The sequence below is a fragment of the Paraneptunicella aestuarii genome, from assembly GCF_019900845.1.
Lineage (GTDB): Bacteria > Pseudomonadota > Gammaproteobacteria > Enterobacterales > Alteromonadaceae > Paraneptunicella > Paraneptunicella aestuarii.
This window is the reverse complement of sequence record NZ_CP074570.1, coordinates 380855-401034: the sequence shown is the minus strand read 5'-3', so window position 1 is coordinate 401034 and position 20180 is coordinate 380855. Positions and strand designations below refer to the sequence as shown.

14 protein-coding genes are annotated in these 20180 nt (G+C 44.5%); 1 reads left to right on the top strand and 13 read right to left on the bottom strand.

Features of this window, described 5'->3' with window-relative positions; all coding sequences use genetic code 11:
- Positions 1-5 precede the first annotated feature (5 nt).
- The 12 genes from KIH87_RS01685 to KIH87_RS01630 all read right to left on the bottom strand — a co-directional run bounded on the left by KIH87_RS01685 (position 6) and on the right by KIH87_RS01630 (position 17862).
- Positions 6-3872 carry a YhdP family protein gene (locus KIH87_RS01685; RefSeq protein WP_232359810.1) on the bottom strand — a complete coding sequence of 1289 codons (3867 nt, stop codon included), beginning with the start codon at positions 3870-3872 and terminating at the stop codon, positions 6-8.
- A 31-nt stretch (positions 3873-3903) separates the two neighbouring features.
- Complete coding sequence (gene rng / locus KIH87_RS01680; protein WP_232359809.1) at positions 3904-5367, bottom strand: ribonuclease G; 1464 nt, start codon at positions 5365-5367, stop codon at positions 3904-3906.
- Positions 5357-5962, bottom strand: a complete 606-nt coding sequence (locus KIH87_RS01675) for a Maf family protein (protein ID WP_232359808.1) — start codon at positions 5960-5962, stop codon at positions 5357-5359. Before KIH87_RS01675 ends, rng begins: the two co-directional genes overlap by 11 nt.
- A gap of 23 nt (positions 5963-5985) precedes the next feature.
- Complete coding sequence (mreD, locus tag KIH87_RS01670; RefSeq protein ID WP_232359807.1) at positions 5986-6465, bottom strand: rod shape-determining protein MreD; 480 nt, start codon at positions 6463-6465, stop codon at positions 5986-5988.
- The gene (gene mreC / locus KIH87_RS01665; RefSeq protein ID WP_232359806.1) at positions 6465-7385 is read right to left on the bottom strand and encodes a rod shape-determining protein MreC; all 921 of its coding nucleotides are present in this window, start codon (positions 7383-7385) and stop codon (positions 6465-6467) included. Before mreC ends, mreD begins: the two co-directional genes overlap by 1 nt.
- Positions 7386-7420: 35 nt before the next feature.
- Complete coding sequence (locus tag KIH87_RS01660) at positions 7421-8464, bottom strand: rod shape-determining protein (protein ID WP_232359805.1); 1044 nt, start codon at positions 8462-8464, stop codon at positions 7421-7423.
- 222 nt (positions 8465-8686) lie between these two features.
- Entirely contained in the window at positions 8687-10573 is a 1887-nt protein-coding gene (locus tag KIH87_RS01655; protein ID WP_232359804.1) for a formylglycine-generating enzyme family protein, read from the bottom strand.
- Positions 10574-10768: 195 nt separating this feature from the next.
- Positions 10769-15304, bottom strand: a complete 4536-nt coding sequence (locus tag KIH87_RS01650; protein WP_232359803.1) for a LamG domain-containing protein — start codon at positions 15302-15304, stop codon at positions 10769-10771.
- A gap of 49 nt (positions 15305-15353) precedes the next feature.
- Positions 15354-15749 carry a type II secretory pathway protein gene (locus tag KIH87_RS01645; protein ID WP_232359802.1) on the bottom strand — a complete coding sequence of 132 codons (396 nt, stop codon included), beginning with the start codon at positions 15747-15749 and terminating at the stop codon, positions 15354-15356.
- Positions 15750-15774: 25 nt separating this feature from the next.
- Positions 15775-16674, bottom strand: a complete 900-nt coding sequence (locus KIH87_RS01640) for a prepilin-type N-terminal cleavage/methylation domain-containing protein (protein ID WP_232359801.1) — start codon at positions 16672-16674, stop codon at positions 15775-15777.
- Positions 16674-17285: a type IV pilus modification PilV family protein gene (locus KIH87_RS01635; protein ID WP_232359800.1), complete on the bottom strand. Its 612-nt coding sequence runs from the start codon at positions 17283-17285 to the stop codon at positions 16674-16676. Before KIH87_RS01635 ends, KIH87_RS01640 begins: the two co-directional genes overlap by 1 nt.
- On the bottom strand, positions 17263-17862 hold the full coding sequence (locus KIH87_RS01630; RefSeq protein ID WP_232359799.1) for a pilus assembly FimT family protein: 600 nt from the start codon (positions 17860-17862) through the stop codon (positions 17263-17265). The genes KIH87_RS01635 and KIH87_RS01630 overlap by 23 nt, the downstream gene beginning before the upstream one ends.
- 130 nt (positions 17863-17992) lie before the next feature.
- Here KIH87_RS01630 and KIH87_RS01625 point away from each other — a divergent pair, with 130 nt between their 5' ends.
- Positions 17993-19699 carry a PglL family O-oligosaccharyltransferase gene (locus KIH87_RS01625; RefSeq protein WP_232359798.1) on the top strand — a complete coding sequence of 569 codons (1707 nt, stop codon included), beginning with the start codon at positions 17993-17995 and terminating at the stop codon, positions 19697-19699.
- On the opposite strand, the gene KIH87_RS19385 is transcribed toward KIH87_RS01625, so the two are convergent.
- Entirely contained in the window at positions 19696-20139 is a 444-nt protein-coding gene (locus KIH87_RS19385; RefSeq protein ID WP_269751481.1) for a prepilin-type N-terminal cleavage/methylation domain-containing protein, read from the bottom strand. The genes KIH87_RS01625 and KIH87_RS19385 overlap by 4 nt on opposite strands.
- Positions 20140-20180: the final 41 nt, after the last annotated feature.

Sequence of the window (20180 nt, the reverse complement as noted above, 5' to 3'; positions counted from 1 at the left end):
GTATATTAGCCATTTATACCGGTTTTGTTTACCTCTGAATCACCTATTTGTGGAGATTTTATCGCTGGATTAGGAATAAAAGAACCATTAGCAGGTTCTACAGGGGCTTGCTTTTTAGCCGGCAGCTCAACAGATTTACTGGCTTTATCAAGTAAATCCACCTTTGGTTCAGACAAGGTTCCAGTAAGTGAATACTTAATATTAGACACCACATTAGCAGACGTAATCACTTCATCCAAAGCCAAGGCAGCAACCGCGGTGGCAGGGTTGACCATCCACGCCAATAACACAGGCAAGCTGGAGGTTAAATTAGGTTTTACCGTTACGATATAATTCAGTTTCTTATCGGACAAATCAGTGTAGCCTTCAATTTTCACTGCCGCAGCTGCACCATCAATATGAGTATCGCGTGTCGTCACTCGCCCATCACTAACCTGGAAAGTGCCATCCATTTTGTCGTAGAAGAAGCCTTTCGCAAAGACATCACGAAAATCCAGAGTCAGCTTACGGATCAAGGATTCCAGACTCAAAATACTAAAGATACGTGCCCCTTGATCACTGACATCGGTCAGATAACCATCACCAAGATGCCATTTTACGTCACCATTAATGGTATTAAGATCCATATCGAAAGGAGATTGATTCCAGGTAAGGTTAAAATCCATCTTGGCATCAGAGTCACGAATGCCAGAGTCGTAATCCATATCTTTCAGAAAACTCCCCATGTCACTGCTGGTAAAAGTGCCTTTTAGCCAGGTACTGTTAGATTCGCCTTCGATGAACCAGTCGCCAGACGCCACGACTTTGCCGTCCTTTTTGTTGAGCTCAAACAAATCAATATGCATTCCTGAAGAGTTACGAGCCATATTGATTTTCACCTTACCAAGCTCATACCCGCTCAATAAGCACTGTTTACACTCAAACTTGAACGGCGGCAACTTACTGTAATCCATCTCAGGTTCCCCCTGAGTATCTTCTAGTCCATTGTTCCATTCCGCAAGGTTAATGTAGTCAGCATTTACCGTCATACCTCTGGAGAACAATTGCTTGGACATAGCAACTTTAGCGCGAGCCTGTTCAGAGTTCACATCCAGCAACCAGTCATCAGTCCGGTTTTTAGCCAAAACCGATACATTTCTGATTTTCTGACCCGCAAAGAGCATGGACTCAGTCTCAATAAACACCCGTTGTGGTGCTTCAAGAATGGGTTTATCTCCGTCAGGTAAGCCAGAGACTAAAGCATCAATAAAGTGATACCAGGGAGTAAAGGACAAACTGTCTAATTGAGCAGAGACGCTAAACCCCAATCCCATTCCAACGAAGTTATCACTTCCAATTGACAAATGAGCGCGAGAAAATTGCTTGTCAGCGTGAGGAAAAATACCGTTAAATTTAATTTCATTGCCCATCAACATACGAACCGTTGAGGCAGTAGCATCGCCTTCACTATCCAAAAATAATAAACGTTCCTGATCAGCACTCTTTTTAAAGGGTTCGGGAATATCCAGATCGATACCCTGTAACTGAGAATGCACTTGCATGCTGTAGTGAAAACCTTCCTCAGGAAGGGTGAGCGCCAACTCTCCTTGCCAAGGCGTATTCCCTTTGAAATAAGGCTGCAAGGTTGAGTGATAATCCTGCACTAACTGAGCAACATCCCAATCCCCTGCAAAACTGATATTGGCTTTATAAGCATCCTCTTGCTGTTCACCTTTTACAGTCATAGACATAGGTTGCCCCAACAAAATGGCAGTCAGATCATTGGAAACAATCTTTTCATTCCTGAAAGATAAAACGCCTTGAGTGTTAACCAATTGAATATCCAGGTCGGGAATATAAACTGGATTGTTTTTAAACGTGACCTCTCCGTCCGCCACAACATCAACACCGTTGAGCGGAATCGTCAAAGCCAGTTTGAGATCCAAAGGCCCGCTCACCTGAACAAAATCCAGCGCTGCGCCAACGCTATCCTGCAAACTACTACCTTGAAGCACCCCTGTTGCCAAAGTCCCGGTGGTTTCACCCTTGGCATCAATATATAAGACTGCGTTTTCCGCTAATTCAGGAATATTGGCTTGCACATTCTCTACCATGACATCGAGCAAACGAGCATGATGACTGGTCATCATTAAACCTGCATTCTCGAATAGCAAATCAACACTCAATTCACTCAACTCAGGCCAAGAATCGTCAAACTCCAAGCGCCCATTGCGAAGCTCAATTCCTGCCTGAAAAACCCCTTGATTCTGTTCAAAGGGAAAGTGACTAAACTGCCCACTCCAAATAACCTGCAAACCACTCACATCACCTTCATGGAGATTTTCACGCAAATATTCTGTGGTTTCTGGCCCCATCAAATTACGAGGAAAAAGCGCTTTTGCCTGTTCGACAGACATATCATCCAGCTTGCCAATCAACTGGAACAACTCAGTATCAGATTGGTATCTTAAGGAAGTATCAATATTAACCTTGTCACCATGAATTGAAATTTCTGGTGCAAACAGCTCCAATGTGTCACCAGAGACATCTAAAAAAGCATCCAGGCGTAGTGTTTCGTAGGGCAAGTTGTAACCCAGTAGTTGCCCGCTTTTAAGTTCACTCTGAGATGAGTTCAATTCCACTCGCATGATATTGTCTAACCAGGAAATACTGCCTGCCAAATTTTGCAAACCTGGTATTGCGTCGTTTTCGTTGGAATGCAGGTCAGAAAAACGTAATTGAGCCGCCACTTGCTTTGAGCTCAGTTCAAAATGAACCTGATCAACCTGAACACTGGGTGCAAGTGACAAAATAGGCTCAGCCTGTTCTGCACCAAGAAGCACATTCATTAAAGGTAAAATAGGGGACAACTTAACTGGCTCAACGTTATTGAAAGTTAACACACCCGATTTTGTGACTTCTCCAGCCCAATTGCTCGCTAATGCTTTGTCGTTAACCAGCAACATGAAGTCACTCATGTTGAACAACCAGCCATTACCCGATGGATGTGCGGCAAACTCGCCTTTCAAAACATTAGCACTAACCTCAGAACCTTTCTTCTTACCTTGCCAAAGAAAGCTGCTTTCGCTGAAATTGGCTTGTACTGACGTAACCTGAGAATTGTACAAACCAGCCCATAATTCGAAATTCCCGCGGCTTTTCTTCAAATTATATTCAGTGGGAACAAATTCCTTCACCCAAGGAGCCAAGTCCAAATCTTCGCCCTTGGCATAAAAAGTCCCTTCCAATTCGTTTTTTGAACCCGTTAAATCCAGAACAAAGCGGGCAGAGTTACGCGCCAATTCCGCAACACGCATTTCCCCAACGCCCTGATGTCGAGTGCCTTTGTTTAGCCACGACAATTGCTGAACCTCAATTTGCTGCTCATCCAGACGGGTTTTAATAGTGACGTCACTATCACTGATGGAAAAGCGCTGTAGTTGTTCCAAAAATAAGGTTTGTAGGGCGTCAACAACCGGGAAATTACTGCCACCTTGCTGCAATTGTTCCAAATCGACATGCATATCCATACCAATCAAATTGAAACGTTTGGAATGAATTTGCCAGGATTGCAAGGAAGAGATGAGATCCAGTTCAACCTGAGTTTCATCAACACTAAAGGCAATAGGAGAGTTATCGTTATGAACCAGTGTGAGGTCTTTCAGTACAATGGCGGGACCTCGGGCTTTCCAGATTGCGCTGATATAGCCAATCTCGACTTCTGCGCCATAGGTCTCCAGCAACCAATTCTGAATAAACGTCTTCTGGGTGTCCATGTAGGGCAATGAATAGCGCAACAACGTGATCACCAAGGCTAATGTCACCGTCAATACGGCGAACACCATCCAGATTTTTCTGATGATATAGGAAATGTAGTAGCGCGCGCTGTTCACTTAATTGCCTTAAAATTGTCCGCTCATGATTTTACATCATGACTACGTCGTAATTATCCTGATTATACAAGGGTTCAGTCTGTACTTTGATTTGTTTGGACACAAATAGTTCCAATTCTGCTAAAACATGAGATTCCTCATCCATTAAGGCATTGGCAACGGTCGGTGCAGCATAGACAACAAATTTGTCTGCATCATAAGCACGGTTAACCCGAACAATTTCACGCATAATTTCAAAACAGATAGTTTCAACCGTTTTGATCGAGCCTCGCCCTTTACAGACAGGACATTCGCCACACAGGATATGCTCCAGACTTTCTCGGGTTCGCTTACGCGTCATTTCCACTAGCCCAAGAGCGGTGAAACCGTGAATCTTGGACTTGGCTCTATCTTTACTCAAAGCCACTTCCAGGCTATGTAACACCCTGCGCTGATGGTTTTGATCCACCATATCAATAAAATCAATAATGATAATGCCACCCAGATTGCGCAGCCTTAGCTGACGAGCAATCGCTTGAGTCGCCTCGGTGTTTGTGTTGAATATGGTTTCTTCCAGATTACGATGACCGACAAACGCACCGGTATTAATGTCGATGGTGGTCATGGCTTCGGTTTGGTCAATGATCAAATAACCGCCCGATTTCAAATCCACACGGCGTTCTAGAGCTCGCTGAACCTCATTTTCGACGTCATAAAGATCAAAGATAGGACGCTCACCAGGATACCATTCCAATAACTTGTGAAACTCAGGTGCATATTCACCGGTAAACTGTTCTATCTCTTGAAAAGCCAGCTTGGAGTCAATGCGAATGCGATCCAGCTCAGTGCCCACAAAATCGCGCAATACGCGACGTGCCAACGGGAGATCTTCATACAGTACATTCACTTTCTTGCGCTTGGTACGAGCCTGAATTTTCGACCACAAACGACGCAGGAACTTGGCATCCTGTATTAATTCATTTTCGCCCACACCTTCTGCCGCAGTGCGCAAAATAAATCCGCCTTCACCTTCCAGCCCAGACATCATGGATTTTAAACGATCGCGCTCTTGTTCATCTTCTATACGCTGAGAAACGCCAACGTGGGTAACGCTGGGCATAAATACCAGATAACGAGAAGGAATGGTGATATCCGTGGTTAAACGCGCACCTTTAGTGCCAATGGGATCTTTGACCACCTGTACGACGATGTCTTGTCCGTCACGCACCAGTTCCCGAATGTCTTTTTTCTCAAAATGATGCTCTGGCACTTCGCCAGCAACTTCGTTATGCAAGGCAATATCAGAAGCATGCAAAAACGCGGCACGCTCCAGTCCAATATCAACAAAAGCGGCTTGCATACCGGGTAATACGCGGCTTACTTTACCTCGATAGATGTTACCCACCAGACCACGTTTGGTATGGCGTTCAACGTGGATCTCCTGCAATAAGCCGTTTTCGATTAAGGCGACTCGAGATTCCGAAGGTGTAACGTTAATAAGTAACTCACCACTCATGGGCGCGAATTCCTGCCTGTTTCAGCATTTGAACGGTTTCATACAAAGGTAAACCCACAACAGCGCTGTAACTACCCCGGATTTGTTTCACAAATTGTCCGGCCAAGCCCTGTATTGCGTATCCACCCGCTTTATCGTGAGGCTCTCCGGTTAGCCAATACCAGTTAATATCAGCCTCGGTCAATTGCCCGAATTCCACTTCTGTCGTCACTACCTGAGATGACACCTGTCCATCCATACTCACCGCAATAGCAGTATGAACATAATGGATAGAGCCTGACATCATCTGCATCATGCGCTTAAAATCATTAAAATCAGTAGGTTTTACCAGCACTTCGCCATTGCATTCACCAATGGTGTCCGAACCCAAAATAACCAGACGCTGGTGCTGTTTCGCTAACTCGCTATTGCTCAGCTCAGTAGCCACCGCATGGGCTTTCTCACGCGCCATGCGCTCAACGTAATCAAGAGGGGGCTCATTATACAGTGGGGTTTCGTCAACATCACCGGGATATTTAAGAAAAGAGACCCCAATCTGACTTAATAATTCAGCTCTGCGCGGCGATTGCGACGCTAAAATCAGTTGTGTAGACATATTTTTCCGGAATGATATCAGGATCAGGTAACGCGAAACTGACGACGAACTTTTCTAAGGAGAGAGAAAATCCAGGGCCAAAGCAAAGTACCCGTCAGTACCGGCCATAATAATTCAAAGTTAAAATTGATGTCGGTTAACAGTCGCAAAATCCAGAACACAATTAAGTGATAGAAAGACGCGAGTAACCCAATGACGATCGCCTGCTGCCACACAGAGTAGTTTCTCAAGCGTAAATAGTTAGCAGCCAAAACGTACGTTACGGCACTTAACGCCAAGCTGTGTACACCTAAAGGCGTTCCTAGCAGTACATCCAAAATAATGCCATTGAGAAACGCCACACCAACACTCACTCGATTTGGCAATGCCAAACTCCAATAAGCGATCACCAAAAACACCCAGTCAGGGCGATAAGGGTCAACAATAATTGGCATGGGCATAATTTGCAGCATTAGCCCAAACAGAATACTTAATCCGATAATGTAATGTCGTAACTGAAACATTATCGGCCTCCTGCTTTTTTATTATCAATGCTGACATCAACAGCGGTATCATCAGGCAAGCTCTCCTGTTGACCATCGCCAAGAACAGGCTGCGTTGGCGCATCGGAAGGCCAAAGCAAAAGGAGATATTTCAAACGATCCAGTCTGGCTGCTGGCTCAGCTCGTATACTGGCAAAAGGACGAGATTCATCTCGTACTACTGAGGTGATAGTGGCAACCGGGTAGCCTTCCGGGAATACATTCCCCAATCCCGATGAAACTAACACATCTCCAACACGAATGTCGGTGCTGTGTGCCACATGTTCAATAACCAATTCACTTAATGCACCGGAACCAGACGCAATCACACGAACATCATTACGCTGAATACGTGATGGGGTAGCATGAGTTAAATCAGAAATGAGCAGTATGCGGCTATTAGTGCTCGCCACTTGAAGAACCTGCCCAACAATGCCATGTTCATCCAATACCGCCTGACCTTGATAAACCCCGTGAGCAGCACCTTTATCAATAACGATCTGGTGACTATAAGGGTTGCTATCAACGGCCATTAACTCAGCGACCATCTTGCGCGCATCTTCTCGAACAGGGGAGCCTAGCAGGATACGCAAACGGTCGTTTTCTTTTTTCAGGAATTGATAACGTAAGCGCTCTTCGCTAAGTAACGTTGCCTGGTGTGTGAGTTCTGCGTTTTCTTCCAGCAATCGTTGTTTGGAAGCTAAACTGCGCGAAAGCCAGTTCATTGCTTCACTGGGCATATTAGCCATGTATTGCAGCGGAACAACCATGGAGTTCAGATAAATCCGAACTCCACTGAAGGTTTTAAAACGATAATCGAGCACAATAAGAAAGACAGACAAGACAACAGCAAGCAGCAACCGGCTGTTAAGTGATGGCCCTCGAATAAAAATATTTTCCATGAAATGCTCGATTAGCGCTTGTTATTAAACAAGGATTATTCGTAGCTGAATAAATCGCCACCGTGCATATCGATCATGTCAAAGGCTTTACCACCACCTCTGGCCACACAGGTTAGAGGATCATCAGCGATAACAACTGGAATGCCTGTTTCTTCCATCAACAATCTGTCCAGATCTTTCAACAACGCACCACCGCCGGTTAGCACCATGCCTCGTTCGGAAATATCAGAGGCCAACTCTGGAGGTGATTGCTCCAAGGCAACCATTACCGCAGACACAATACCGGTTAGCGGCTCTTGTAGTGCTTCAAGGATCTCGTTGCTGTTTAGTGTGAAGCCACGAGGAACACCTTCTGCCAGGTTACGGCCTCGAACTTCGATTTCCTTCACTTCTTCACCTGGATAGGCTGCGCCGATTTCATGCTTGATACGCTCAGCAGTCGCTTCACCAATCAAGGAACCAAAGTTACGACGAATGTAGTTAATAATGGCTTCGTCAAACTTGTCACCACCAATACGAACAGATGAAGAATAAACAACACCGTTTAATGAAATAATGGCCACTTCAGTAGTACCGCCACCGATATCCACAACCATTGAGCCCGTTGCTTCTGATACTGGCAAGCCTGCACCGATAGCCGCAGCCATAGGCTCGTCAATCAGAAATACCTCACGAGCACCAGCTCCCAGAGCCGACTCACGGATTGCGCGTCGTTCTACCTGAGTTGAACCACAAGGTACGCATACCAACACTCGAGGGCTTGGACGCAAAATGTTGTTGTCGTGAACCTGTTTGATAAAGTGCTGCAGCATCTTTTCTGTCACGTAGAAATCGGCAATAACGCCGTCTTTCATCGGACGGATGGCCTTAATGTTACCGGGAGTACGTCCCAACATGCGTTTTGCTTCCGCACCAACGGCTGCAACGCTCTTGGGGCCACCAGCTCGTTCCTGGCGAATTGCCACTACGGACGGTTCATTAAGAACAATACCCTGATCTTTAACATAAATGAGTGTGTTTGCGGTGCCGAGGTCGATGGAAAGGTCGTTGGAAAACATTCCCCGAAGCTTTTTAAACATGGAATGGCCGCTTCCTTATTGTAAATTGTTGTGGTTATACGGAAATTCGCTAACTTTACCAATGCCCCCGCCATTCAGCAAGCTATCTCTCATTCAACAGCTTATTCAAGAAGCTAAAGGGCTTCGCTGCCAACTTCACCTACTAAGAATGGGCGAGATAATGGCTCGTTGTAAAGTATAAAAAAATCCCGGTAAGTATACCGGGATTTATCAGTAACCTGGTTATTGTTCCCGCAAGACTCTGAATCCAACATAGTTGGATCTGAACGATGGGTCAAGTTCCATACGGGTTGCAGCTCTCGCCAATCTGGGCGCAAAGTTCCAGGCACCGCCTCGAACTACCGCTCCACTTTGAGAGCGTTCGCTTACAGTCCACTCCCAAACGTTACCTACAGTGTCGAACAAGCCGAAACCGTTACGTTCAAAGGAGCTAACTGGCGCAGCACTAACATTTGACCACTGACTACCACACCAACCACAGTTGGCATTATCAGTACCAATGCCGTCACCCCACCAATAATCTGACTCATTGCCAGCACGAGCGGAATATTCCCACTCAGTTTCATTTGGCAGGCGGTAGCTTTGTTCGCTGCTGGCACTTAGCCAGTCAACATAGGCTTGCGCATCTTTCAAACTCACACACACAACTGGATGCTCTTTTGTTTGAGCATAACCCGGCGCTCTCCAGTTCAGATTTTCTTGCCAAACCGGACGACCACCTTCATAAAACGCACAACCACGCCCTTTTTCAGCATCAGTTACATAGCTGGTTGCAGAAACAAAGTGTTGGAATTGTTCAACGGTAATTTCAGTTTCGCTGATACCGAAAGTATTGGAGATTTCTTTACTTTCAACAGGGCGCTCGTTATCAAGGCCGTGACCTGTGATATCCCCCATACGGAAAGCACCTGATGGTACAACAACCAGATCAGGGCCAGTTACGTCACCAGCGAGAATATCCTGAATACGCTCACCTTTGTTGAACGTGTACTGAGAGCGATTCAAATCGACTTTTAAAGTGCGGCTATCAGTCAGATTCACCTTTTGTTTAAAGGTGTCATAACCGCGCTTAACCACTTCAATATCATGCTCACCAGAAGGCAACATAATTTGCAAACGAGTAGAACCGTAGCTAACACCGTCAATAAAGACTTCATCATCGTAAACATTTGAACGAACCGTCAATTCATACATAACGGATTCGTCAGTTTGAACACCACCACTCAAATTAAGACCGGGGGCAGCGACTTCAGCAACATTGACCTGATCTTTATCAGCAACACAGTATCTATCATCAACACCCAACAGTGCGCAGCCTTCATTACGTTGCAAGTTACCTTTCACTTCAACGTTCATTTTAAGATTGTAGTTACCAAGGCCACTGAAATTGTTTTCAACCACTTCACTGCGGATAATTTGCACGTAGGCATCGGAATATGGACGACGTTTTAAAGCTTCGGTTGATTCACTCAAGCCATCATACAATTGATCCAGATAGCGTTTGGAAGCTTTCTGTTTCGCCAGAGACTTACCTCGCTCCATACATTTGCCGATGGTTTCTTCACGATCACAGGCAATGTTATGAGTAACGGCAACCATATCCTGACGATTAAATTCGCTGAAAAGGCGATCGACACGAGCGCTGTTCAACTGCTCACGCAAGCCTTCCAGTTTGTTTAACAAACTGTGCTTGGACAAACGGCGTTGCTCAACTTCCTGCAATTGATTTTGCCATTCGTTGTATTTCGCAGTAATGGAATCTTTGGTTTCTTTATGAGACTTCACTGCTGCCAAATATGCTTGACGTACAGTGCTGATATCAAGGCTGGGATCCTCAACCATACGCTCATATTGCAGGTTCATCTCATTCAACGCTGACTGCCGTTCCGCCTCGGCTATAACAGCATTCTCGCGCAATGATTCCAGCTCTTTTTCTAACCGCTTGGCGGTATCGATCTGAACACTCAGATCTTTGTTGTAGTTGTCAAATTCAGCCTGTCGCTCTTGAATTTGTAGCCTAATGTCTTCTACCGACATATCTGCGGCCAACACTAACGGTGATGAAAACGCGACAGTTACTGCCAAGGCTAAATGTGCTATTCGATTCATTATTCCGTTCCAAACATTGTTTTGCCGACGGCGGCAAATACGGATTTATTTTTATTATGGTGCAGAATATGGCTTTGGACAGATCACTTTCTGCCGATCCCACAACAAGCCCCTATGCTATTGACTTGTCGAGAAAAGCGCAAGTTTTAGCACGTTCATAAATGATATTAGGTGACACCTTTGTATTATTTTTACTTATCTGAGGACTTCTCGCCAGTGAATTATGCGGTCATTTCCTCGATATTGTCCAAATGATGCTGTTGCATAAGGTCGATCATTGTCATCAATGTCATTATCACCATCCCAGTCGAAATTCAGATAATCAGGCCAGGTAACACCGGACGCATCTGGAAGCAGAGTAATTCCAACGCTTCCAGAAACACCAACACCGGGGGCAGGAATAATGATACCTTCGTAATTCAACGACGCCCCCTGAAGCAAATCGCCACCACCACCAACAGCGGTTAAATAACTCCGAATATCCGTTTCACCAGAAACGGCAGACAATCCTATTTTGCCATCCACGGTTGACCAATTGTAGCTTGTACAAGCCGAAGACAAGCTTCCATCGTCAAGATTAGTCACAAATTGGCTGGATGCATCAAGATATTCTGTTCTGACTCTCATGTTTAGAGGCTCATTCTCAGGGCCATAAACATTATCTAAAACAACGCGTCCCCAACGCAGGTTCGCACCTGTAATATTGCTTATTGAATACGCTGAGCAGCTCGCATTAGATGCTGTTTTATAGCAAAGACCTGAGATGGATTGATCCGTAAACATACCTAAATTATTTTCAATGGTAGCCGGTGGGGAAACGGATGGAACCTGAGGAGTCACGTTTTTGTTGAAAGTGATATCCGCAGAATAACTGACTTCATGCTGCCCATCATAAGAAATGGAATCTTCCGACATTATATTGCTTGCATTTACCGTCCAGCCAGCTCCTGACGGAGCGGCAATATTGGCAATATCTAAATCCAGATTCCACGCATTGAAATTTCTGGTTATCTGAGGTGTACTTTCCTCATTTAACGCAACAATCTTTAATTTAACACTTGGAGAAACAGGAATAGGCTGTCCCCAATAACTAAAGGCACCACAGCTATCGAGCAACGAAACAGTCTCATGGCTTACACTATAAAAGGAAGGGATAAATTGTACGTTACTCAGCGGCGACACCCATCCATTCCCTGGAGGGGAGATAACGCTTCCATAGTAATTGACATCAACCACTTCCATATATACCCTCCCGGCCTCTGTGTAGTAAGCCTGCATATTTCTTGATATACCATTCACCATATCATCAATATCATCGTGAATTGGACTATATGCGCTATTCTCATTGGTGCTGCTGCTTATCGATGTTATATCAGGGATTGTCCCGCCTTTATTAGAAAAAACCAGATGGCCATCCACGGAGCCGGATGCTGTAGGAGATACACGTATAACCCGTGCTTGCAGATCCTGAGCAGCATAGCCCGGTAATATCGCCCCCTCAGCCCCGAGTGCCGAAATTTCCATATCAAAATTTTGTCCCGCAATCTGAGGATCTGATGCTGATGCCAGTGTTTTAAGTGCAGCTGGTTTTACCACAAAATCCTTGTAGGTAGTGACAGTCCCTACTTTCGCATGCAAGCGGACTTTTCCAGCGTCGTGATAAACCAAAGAGTCAAGCTCATTACCATTGATATAGTCAAAGCCCAATATTGACGTGAAAGAGGTGAGCCAATCCTCACTTACCACAGTATCATTTACCAAAAACTGAGTTGTGTTGCCATTTACCGTTCCAGCGCACACATTAGGCTCAAGGCACTCCAAAGCCAGCTCCAAATTAGCGCCAACCATTCCACCACAAAGCTGGCTCGGCACAACAGAAATGCTATTCGAAAAGGGTAATTGGGCTATTTGAGTTGGAATATCACCGGGTTGACCATCAACCAGCATTTCCAACGCCAAATCCCCAAAAGTCATCTGGCAATTCGCGGGCTCGCATTCCAAAGCATGAGTAGGTGAGGGTGATGGATTACTAATCCCTAATGTCACTGTTTGAGGGGTTAGTAAACGCCAATCATAAGTGGCAGTGCCGCTATTTAGGGTTAACCCATTGACGATGCTGGTAGTATTGTTGAGCGCATCAGTGTATTCCAGATTGACGCTTTGCAAACCATTCGCCAGAACATTACATGCTGCGTCAGCACAAGCATTCACGGTAATGGTACTGTCTGCACAAATAGAGCCCGATGGATTAAAATTCAACTCGTAATGATGCACGTTGCCGATACCACAGGGTTGCACGTCAGCGATATCGGCTTGAATATCGGCCTGAGTTTGAACGATGGAATAAATCCGCACATCATCAAATTGACCATTGGCAGAATTAGCAGAGCTGTCAAAGACAAAATACTGCGAACGATTATCACCAATATACAGACTAAAAGTATTACCTAACGCGCCAGACAAATTAGCAATGCTGTCGTAGGTATAGACTGAATTGCCATTAATAAACATCTGTAGTTCTTCGTTGTTTAAATCCCAGGTCACAGCAACATGCACCCAGTCATCACTGGTGAAATTAAAAGAACTATAGGAAGTAATGATCGCATCGCTGTCGTTGCTGTCTTCCATACCAAACTGCAATCGACCGGAAGAATTTAACGTTAAATAAAAGAAGGTATCTGCCAAGGCACTTGGATAAGCCCCATGGGTACTTGATGCGTCGAAAAGTTGCCTTGAACTGCCCGAATCCCAATCCTCATTACTTCGATACCAAAATGAAATGGTTCCCTTACTTCCTATGTGAGCGTTGGGGTCAATTTCAGTATCAATTGCCGAAATATCATTCACAGAATAGTTAGCAGGCACATTGGCAACTTTACAGGAAACTTCTATTCCCGGAGTGAGAGGTAGCACATTACCGACAGGTGACGCGTGATTAGCTGAACCACTGGTATCAAGAACTGTATTCGAGCTCGGCCAACTAAGCTGTTCAAAACGATATTCCCCTAACAGTGGCGTTTGATTACAGGGAAACACCTCGAGCATATCATTTTCGATGCCAGTCTCAGACTGAGCAACATCATATATACGCACAACATCGAATTGCCCATTTGCAGACTTATCGCTAGCACTATAAATTGAATAAACTGAACGGTTATCACCAATAAAAAGTGACTGTACATTCGATATGTCGCCACTTAACGGTGACTGGATGTAGCTGGTTACAGGAGCTAAATCACCATTAATATATATCTGTAATTGTTCGTTGGTCACATCCCATACAGCGGCGATATGCACCCACTCACCAGCACTGAAGTTCTGTACACCAGTGTATATGTAGGCATCTTTTTCGGCACTATCTTCAAGCCCAAATTCCAAACGTCCGGCATTAGTTAGAGTGAGATAAAAGAAATGCCCGGTAAAGCCAAAAAAATCAGCTTCAATAGAAGCATCAAAAAGCTGACGATCACCACCACCAACCCAGTCGTAATTACTACGATACCAAAATGAAATTGTGCCTGTGGCGCCAATATCAGAACTCACGTCAAGACCTGTGTCCATGGCATTCTGAGTATAAACTGGGAAAAAATAACCATCGTCGTCAACATCCATAACCTTACAAGACACTTCCGAGGTCGGGTATGTAGGATTGATAGAGCCTATGGGTGAACCATGATTGTTGTTGCCTGTTTCATCAAGAATACTGTCGTAGCCCTGCCATTGTGCCTGCTCGAATTCGTACTTTGCTATGGGCGTAGGGTCACCAAAGGTGATTTGACAGTCCGTTGCTCCGGAACTTCCCAAACATTGATAGTTCACGTCTGGCGACATGTTTTGCAGTGCGAGTGTAACTGTCTGTTCGGTTAACACCGAGAGATCAGTGGTAATGCTTCCCGATGAAAAACTCAGCGAGGAAGTAGTGAAAGTACCTGTACCTGACGAAAGGAAAATATCAACGCTAACCGCTTCATCCATCAACACAGAACAATCAGCCGTAGCGCAGGCTTTTATGGTAATAGTTTCAGGTACTCCCGGAACACCATACTCATCATGCTCGATCTGAAAATGGCTTAATAATTCCGCCGAGTTGTTGGATTCACCTACAGTTGTGTCACCATTACAACCAGCCACCCAATCGTTTTCATCATAACCTGAGCTATCACCATCAACCGCGGTACAAGCTGTATCGCTATTACCAACATCAATAATAGTGTCGGAAAATTCAGGGTAGCGCCAAGGGCAATCAAAAGTAAACTGGCTAAAACGATTGGCATAACCCAAGTAGTACACCAGATCACCATGGTTATCCAGAATCAGCATTTCCTGAATGGTATTATGTAAGTCAATATGGTGATTAATAAACAGGTTTTGCCCAATCACCAAAGTACCGTTTGTGATCCCAGCACTAATCTCAGCGCTTTGAGTTGATGCAGCCATGACTAAAAATCGACCTGACGTTTGAGCATTCCAGGGCATCGTAATATTAGGTAGGGAAATAACTTCATTAATCCCGCCACGACCTTTCAGAACAACACGCCATCCGCTGAGATTAAGAGACGGTTCCTCCGTGTATAACTCAAACCAATTATTTTGAGAGTTTTGACCATGAAAACTGATTTCATTAATGATCAATTTTCCCGCATTGTGATGAGGAGACGGGCATATAGTGGCATACACTCCCTGACTAAATATCAGTAAGCTCAACATAATGAACTTCAATATATTGCTCATCTCGCTACACACTCATCATACTGCTGTTTAAATAAGACCATCATGATACTTAAAGCGTTCTTGCATCCACAGCCACTGTTCTGCTCACCACCACATCACTCACCGAGCACTGCCCGGTACTGCTAAAACGATAATAAGTTACCTTGGGGCTACTATTATCAGACTGACAATCAGTAATATAAGAACAGCCTTGCAAACCATCAATGGCGTCTAAATTCATTGCAACCGCTCCGGCAGGAGCCGCTTCACAAAGAGCAATCGCGCCTGACGCTTGCAAAGGAAATGCCGCAGAAACCCTGATTTCCAAACCGGTTCGAGCTGCATTCATGGCTTTCAAACCCAAAGATTCATACACCACTGACTCTGCCGATGTTGCCAGCATGTTTGTCATGGTCAGCCCCAGCATTGCCATCACAACAATAACAAAAACGCTAATAAACAACATGCTACCACGTTGTTTGTTTATGCCTCTAGGGTGTATTGGGTATATGAATTTCATTATTAAATACAACTATCTCATCACTGCGCTTAAACCTTAAGCGTATACGAACAAATGCATTGCGTTGCAACGTTGCTTCATACATTCGAAAAGGATCATCACTGCCCGGTGGAACACCTTTAGGATTGTTGGACAAGGTATTATCAATATTCTCCGCCATTAATACGCCGCCAGAAGTATAGACTTGTTGATTCTGCGCAAAATTCCCTTGATGACGATATAAATTTTTGGAGCCAGAACTGTTATCGGTGCCCCCAACATCCCTAACGCAATAACTCACCGTTTGCCCATCAACGACATATAAACGCGACATCGGGGAATCGGCAGCAAAACGCACACTATTATCCAGGTTAATGGTCGCCATCGAGGCACTGGTAATCGAGGCTAATCCAAAACGCCTTGAGCTACCTGCATTATAAATTTGTTGCTCATTAGTCGCATAAACGACGACAAAGTCCGATGGGTCTGTATTTGCAGTGTAATCATCCCCATTTAATCCGGTCAGATTTATCGCACTAATAGCGCTGCTCGCTGGTTCTGGTGCAACAGGGATATCTTCATAAAAAGTGCTCCAACGAATAGGAACAAATTCAAGGCAATGCGTGCTGGAATCCCCCTTAACCCTAATACTATTAGGCAAAGCGGTGCGCAGTTCTCTATTCAATCGCTCAACCACAAAACGACTATCACTCAATAGTTGGTCACGCTCGGTCACATCCAGATATATTTGAATGCCTGTACCCATAAAGCTGGTAACGCCTAACATCACCACGCTAAGGAGGACAATAACCGATACCATTTCTATCAGCGTAAAGCCTGTTCGCTTACTTATATTGACCTTTGAAGACAGAGCACTATTTGGTGATTTCACTAATAATTACTCCGATAAACTGAATAGGTGTAACTGTCGCCTACGGGTGTTGTCACAACAATACGGATGAGTTTCAAGCTACCAATAGCACCGTCGTCTATGCCATCCATATTCTGGTCATAGAACACAGATACCAGAATACCGAAACCTGCGTACAGGTCTTGCCCATTCTGTTCGATACTGTCTCCAAAAGAGTTAACAATCACATTTAGGCCATCGTAATCATCAACATCGTCATAAGCTTCGCGATCATTCTCACCCAAATCAGGCCCTAAGGATGCCGGAGCAGTACACTCGGTTTCCTTCAAAGCGTTATTATCGTACGCGCCGTCACCATCAAAATCCTCATGGCAACGTATGACTCCCCCGGTTCGGTTGGAGTTTTCGTCGAAGAATTTAGAGCTAATTTCATTCAAGGTAGATTGCGCCAATTCTGCCGCTCGCACGTTGAAAATAGGATCCACGCTGCGCACAGCTTGCGGTGTAACAACACTGAGAATAATGGTTAGCACCGCGCTAAAAGCGACAATGCCTATCACCATTTCAATCAGGGTGAAGCCTCTATCTCGCGAATGCACTTCAGGAAAGCTAATCACCACATTCTCCTGCATGCACATAGCCTTGAGACTCAACACAGACCTTTGCAGTTGCAACAACGGTACTAAATGTAATAGAACAACCGGAAGCGCAATTGTCATTACCTGCATCACTGGTAATGGGTTTCCCCAAGGCATCAAAGCCAATGTAAGAAATGCTGTTTCCTAAAGAATTCCTGGCTTGCAGATTGACACCATCTTCATTCAACTCACTAGCAAGAGCAAACATATGCTGAAAGCGATTGCGGCTAGTACCAGACATCACGTTATCAACATCGATAGAGCTGCTACAGGTGTTAGCCGCCAAGCCATTGTAATTAAGAGATGGAGGGCCAAAGGCATTATTGCTATTGTCGAAGTTAACCTGAAAACAATAGCTATTACGAGTATCGTTCATGGCGCGGGTTTGCATATTACGTAATACAGAAATTAATCGGGCTTGATAGGCAAATTCGTCATAGCCCTGGGAACCACCGAAACGAGCACTGGCAAAAACAACCAATGCACTGATAATCATCATAGTGATAATTAGCTCAAACAGGGTAAACCCTGCTATTTTCGGCGTACTTGTTTTTGGGGTAGTTATACTCATATTGAAATGCAACAAACTCTGAGAGACTGCAATACTCTTTAATCACTAAAACGTCTTTTCAATCAAAAGACTATGCTACTCTAGCATGAAATTGAATTAATCTTTGGTCGAAACCGGATTTTCCTCGTTTATGTCCTCTTTTTCTGATTTTTGGCGGCAACAGCTCCAGCGTTATCACTTACATCCATTCTGGTTGCCTATTCCAGGCTTTTTCTTGCTGGGTACACTCTACTACCAGCCCAACATGGGCGGAACAGGTACAGACTTACCCATAAATCTGCTTGGGTGGATGTGTTTCAGTATTTCCCTGGCGATTGGACTATGGCGATTGCAACAAACCAACAAACTTAAATTCAATCGTAACTTACTGTTTTTAGGTGGTTTAATAGCCATGCTGTTTATTCCGTTTATGTATGGAAACAGCAATCCACAAGCCAGCACCTGGTTTCAAATTCTGGCACTTCCAGCTATTGGGTTGTTTCTCTTGCTATCACAGCAGTTTATTGTCACCCGCAAAACCCGACACATTCTCATGACGGGGTTATCAATAGCGATTTCTGCCCAAGTGCTTCTTGGCTTGGCACAGCTTTACGTTATGGAACATCACTTCAAACCCTTTGGGCATTTTCAGCAGATAAACCTGATGGGCTCTTACATTATGACAGGCTATGCCAGCTATCTTTACCTGTCACTCACCCATCGACCACGCTTTCCATTGTTGCTGATAATGGCACTATTGAGCTTTGGCATAGGCATTCTTAGCGCTGAGTTAGGCTCACGCGGCACGGTATTGGCAGGTATCGTCATTTCCATTTTGTGTTCATGGCAAATATTGCGAACCCGACAATGGCATGTCCTGGTTTTAATAGTTGGCTTTGCGCTAGGGAGTATTGTCGGATTCACATTGGGGAAAAGTGCCATAGAAAGCACTAACACCATGGCGCATTATCAATCTGATGGCGAACGCGAAATCCTCTACCCTCAGGTATTCGAGTTAATTGAAAAAAACTTGATAACTGGCGTAGGTTACGGAAATTTTGAGGCGGCCTATACCTATCTCGGTGCAGAAAAAGCCATAGAAACCGGTAACCCTAAATGGGTACAGCATAATATGTCTCATCCCCATAATGAGCTTATGTTCTGGTTTGCAGAAGGCGGTATTGTTGCCGGAGCGGCTGCACTAGGTTTCTTTATCGCCATGATTGTATGGTTAATGCCTTATTTCCGAAGAAACCAGCACTCTGTTATCGCTCTGTTTTTCCCTATTGCCCTACATGCACTAACCGAGTACCCATTACAAACTTCTTTTACTCATCTTCTGGTTCTGCTGGTTCTTATTCGACTATTTATTCTGTCTTCTGCAATACAAAAGCAAAGTACCGTTAAATCAATCTATATCCCTTCACAAATTCAAACCATTTTTAGACCTGTTGCACTATTTGTCCTTATTGGATGTGTGAGCTTTTCACTTACAGGCTTGCACACTATCAATCTGGTTTTGGAATATGAATTAGCGGCAGAAAAAACACCTGCGCCCTATCTACGTATCATTAACCCTTTTGTTCACTACGATAGATATTGGACAAATATTATGGGGCATAAAGCAGAGGCCGGTGTTAACAGCAATAACGTAAAAGCGATCGAGGAATATATTGCCTGGGCTGAAGAAAAAATAGAGCACCATCCAAGAGCGGTTTACTTTGAAAATATGATCAGATTAAAAAACTTTCTGGGAAAATTGGAACAGGAAGATTGTCAGAAATATGAATTTTATTTTCCTGATAAACACTGTGCAGACTTGCTGCACAGTGTCTCGGAAAATCAAGAAAGTGGTTAGTTAGTACAACCAGATACAACACCCGCAGAGAAAGCAGGGTTAGCAGCATTAGCAGTTACTGAATAGCTCACAGTACAGTTACCAGATGCATTTTGGTAAACATATAAAGTACCGCTCACTGCGCCAGTCCATGAAGAGTCAATATCCACAGCGCTTGCAATACCAGCCGCCGTTGCTGCAGGATAACCACCAGCAACAACCGCTACGTTAGAACCAGATGCGCTTACGTTACCACCAGCAGTAGCTACGCCGCGAACTAGCGCTGCGCCACGAACACTAACAGCGGCACTATTCAGCGCACCAACGATACCTTCAGCGGCAGACTCAGCTGCATCGTCTTGAATATTAATGAACTTGGGAGCAGCCGTAACAGCCAAAATACCCAAAATAACAATAACAATGATTAATTCAATCAATGTAAAACCGCTTTGTTGTTTCATTTTCAATACCCCAAATCAATAAAAATCAAAAGTTGTTAGCA

Bases quoted from the DNA above. Each gene is read 5' to 3' on its own strand.
- rng (WP_232359809.1), bottom strand. From the start codon at position 5,367: ATGAGTGGTGAGTTACTTATTAACGTTACACCTTCGGAATCTCGAGTC.
- KIH87_RS01675 (WP_232359808.1), bottom strand. From the start codon at position 5,962: ATGTCTACACAACTGATTTTAGCGTCGCAATCGCCGCGCAGAGCTGAA.
- mreD (WP_232359807.1), bottom strand. From the start codon at position 6,465: ATGTTTCAGTTACGACATTACATTATCGGATTAAGTATTCTGTTTGGG.
- mreC (WP_232359806.1), bottom strand. From the start codon at position 7,385: ATGGAAAATATTTTTATTCGAGGGCCATCACTTAACAGCCGGTTGCTG.
- KIH87_RS01660 (WP_232359805.1), bottom strand. From the start codon at position 8,464: ATGTTTAAAAAGCTTCGGGGAATGTTTTCCAACGACCTTTCCATCGAC.
- KIH87_RS01655 (WP_232359804.1), bottom strand. From the start codon at position 10,573: ATGAATCGAATAGCACATTTAGCCTTGGCAGTAACTGTCGCGTTTTCA.
- KIH87_RS01650 (WP_232359803.1), bottom strand. From the start codon at position 15,304: ATGAGCAATATATTGAAGTTCATTATGTTGAGCTTACTGATATTTAGT.
- KIH87_RS01645 (WP_232359802.1), bottom strand. From the start codon at position 15,749: ATGTTGTTTATTAGCGTTTTTGTTATTGTTGTGATGGCAATGCTGGGG.
- KIH87_RS01635 (WP_232359800.1), bottom strand. From the start codon at position 17,285: ATGCAGGAGAATGTGGTGATTAGCTTTCCTGAAGTGCATTCGCGAGAT.
- KIH87_RS01630 (WP_232359799.1), bottom strand. From the start codon at position 17,862: ATGAGTATAACTACCCCAAAAACAAGTACGCCGAAAATAGCAGGGTTT.
- KIH87_RS01625 (WP_232359798.1), top strand. From the start codon at position 17,993: ATGTCCTCTTTTTCTGATTTTTGGCGGCAACAGCTCCAGCGTTATCAC.
- KIH87_RS19385 (WP_269751481.1), bottom strand. From the start codon at position 20,139: ATGAAACAACAAAGCGGTTTTACATTGATTGAATTAATCATTGTTATT.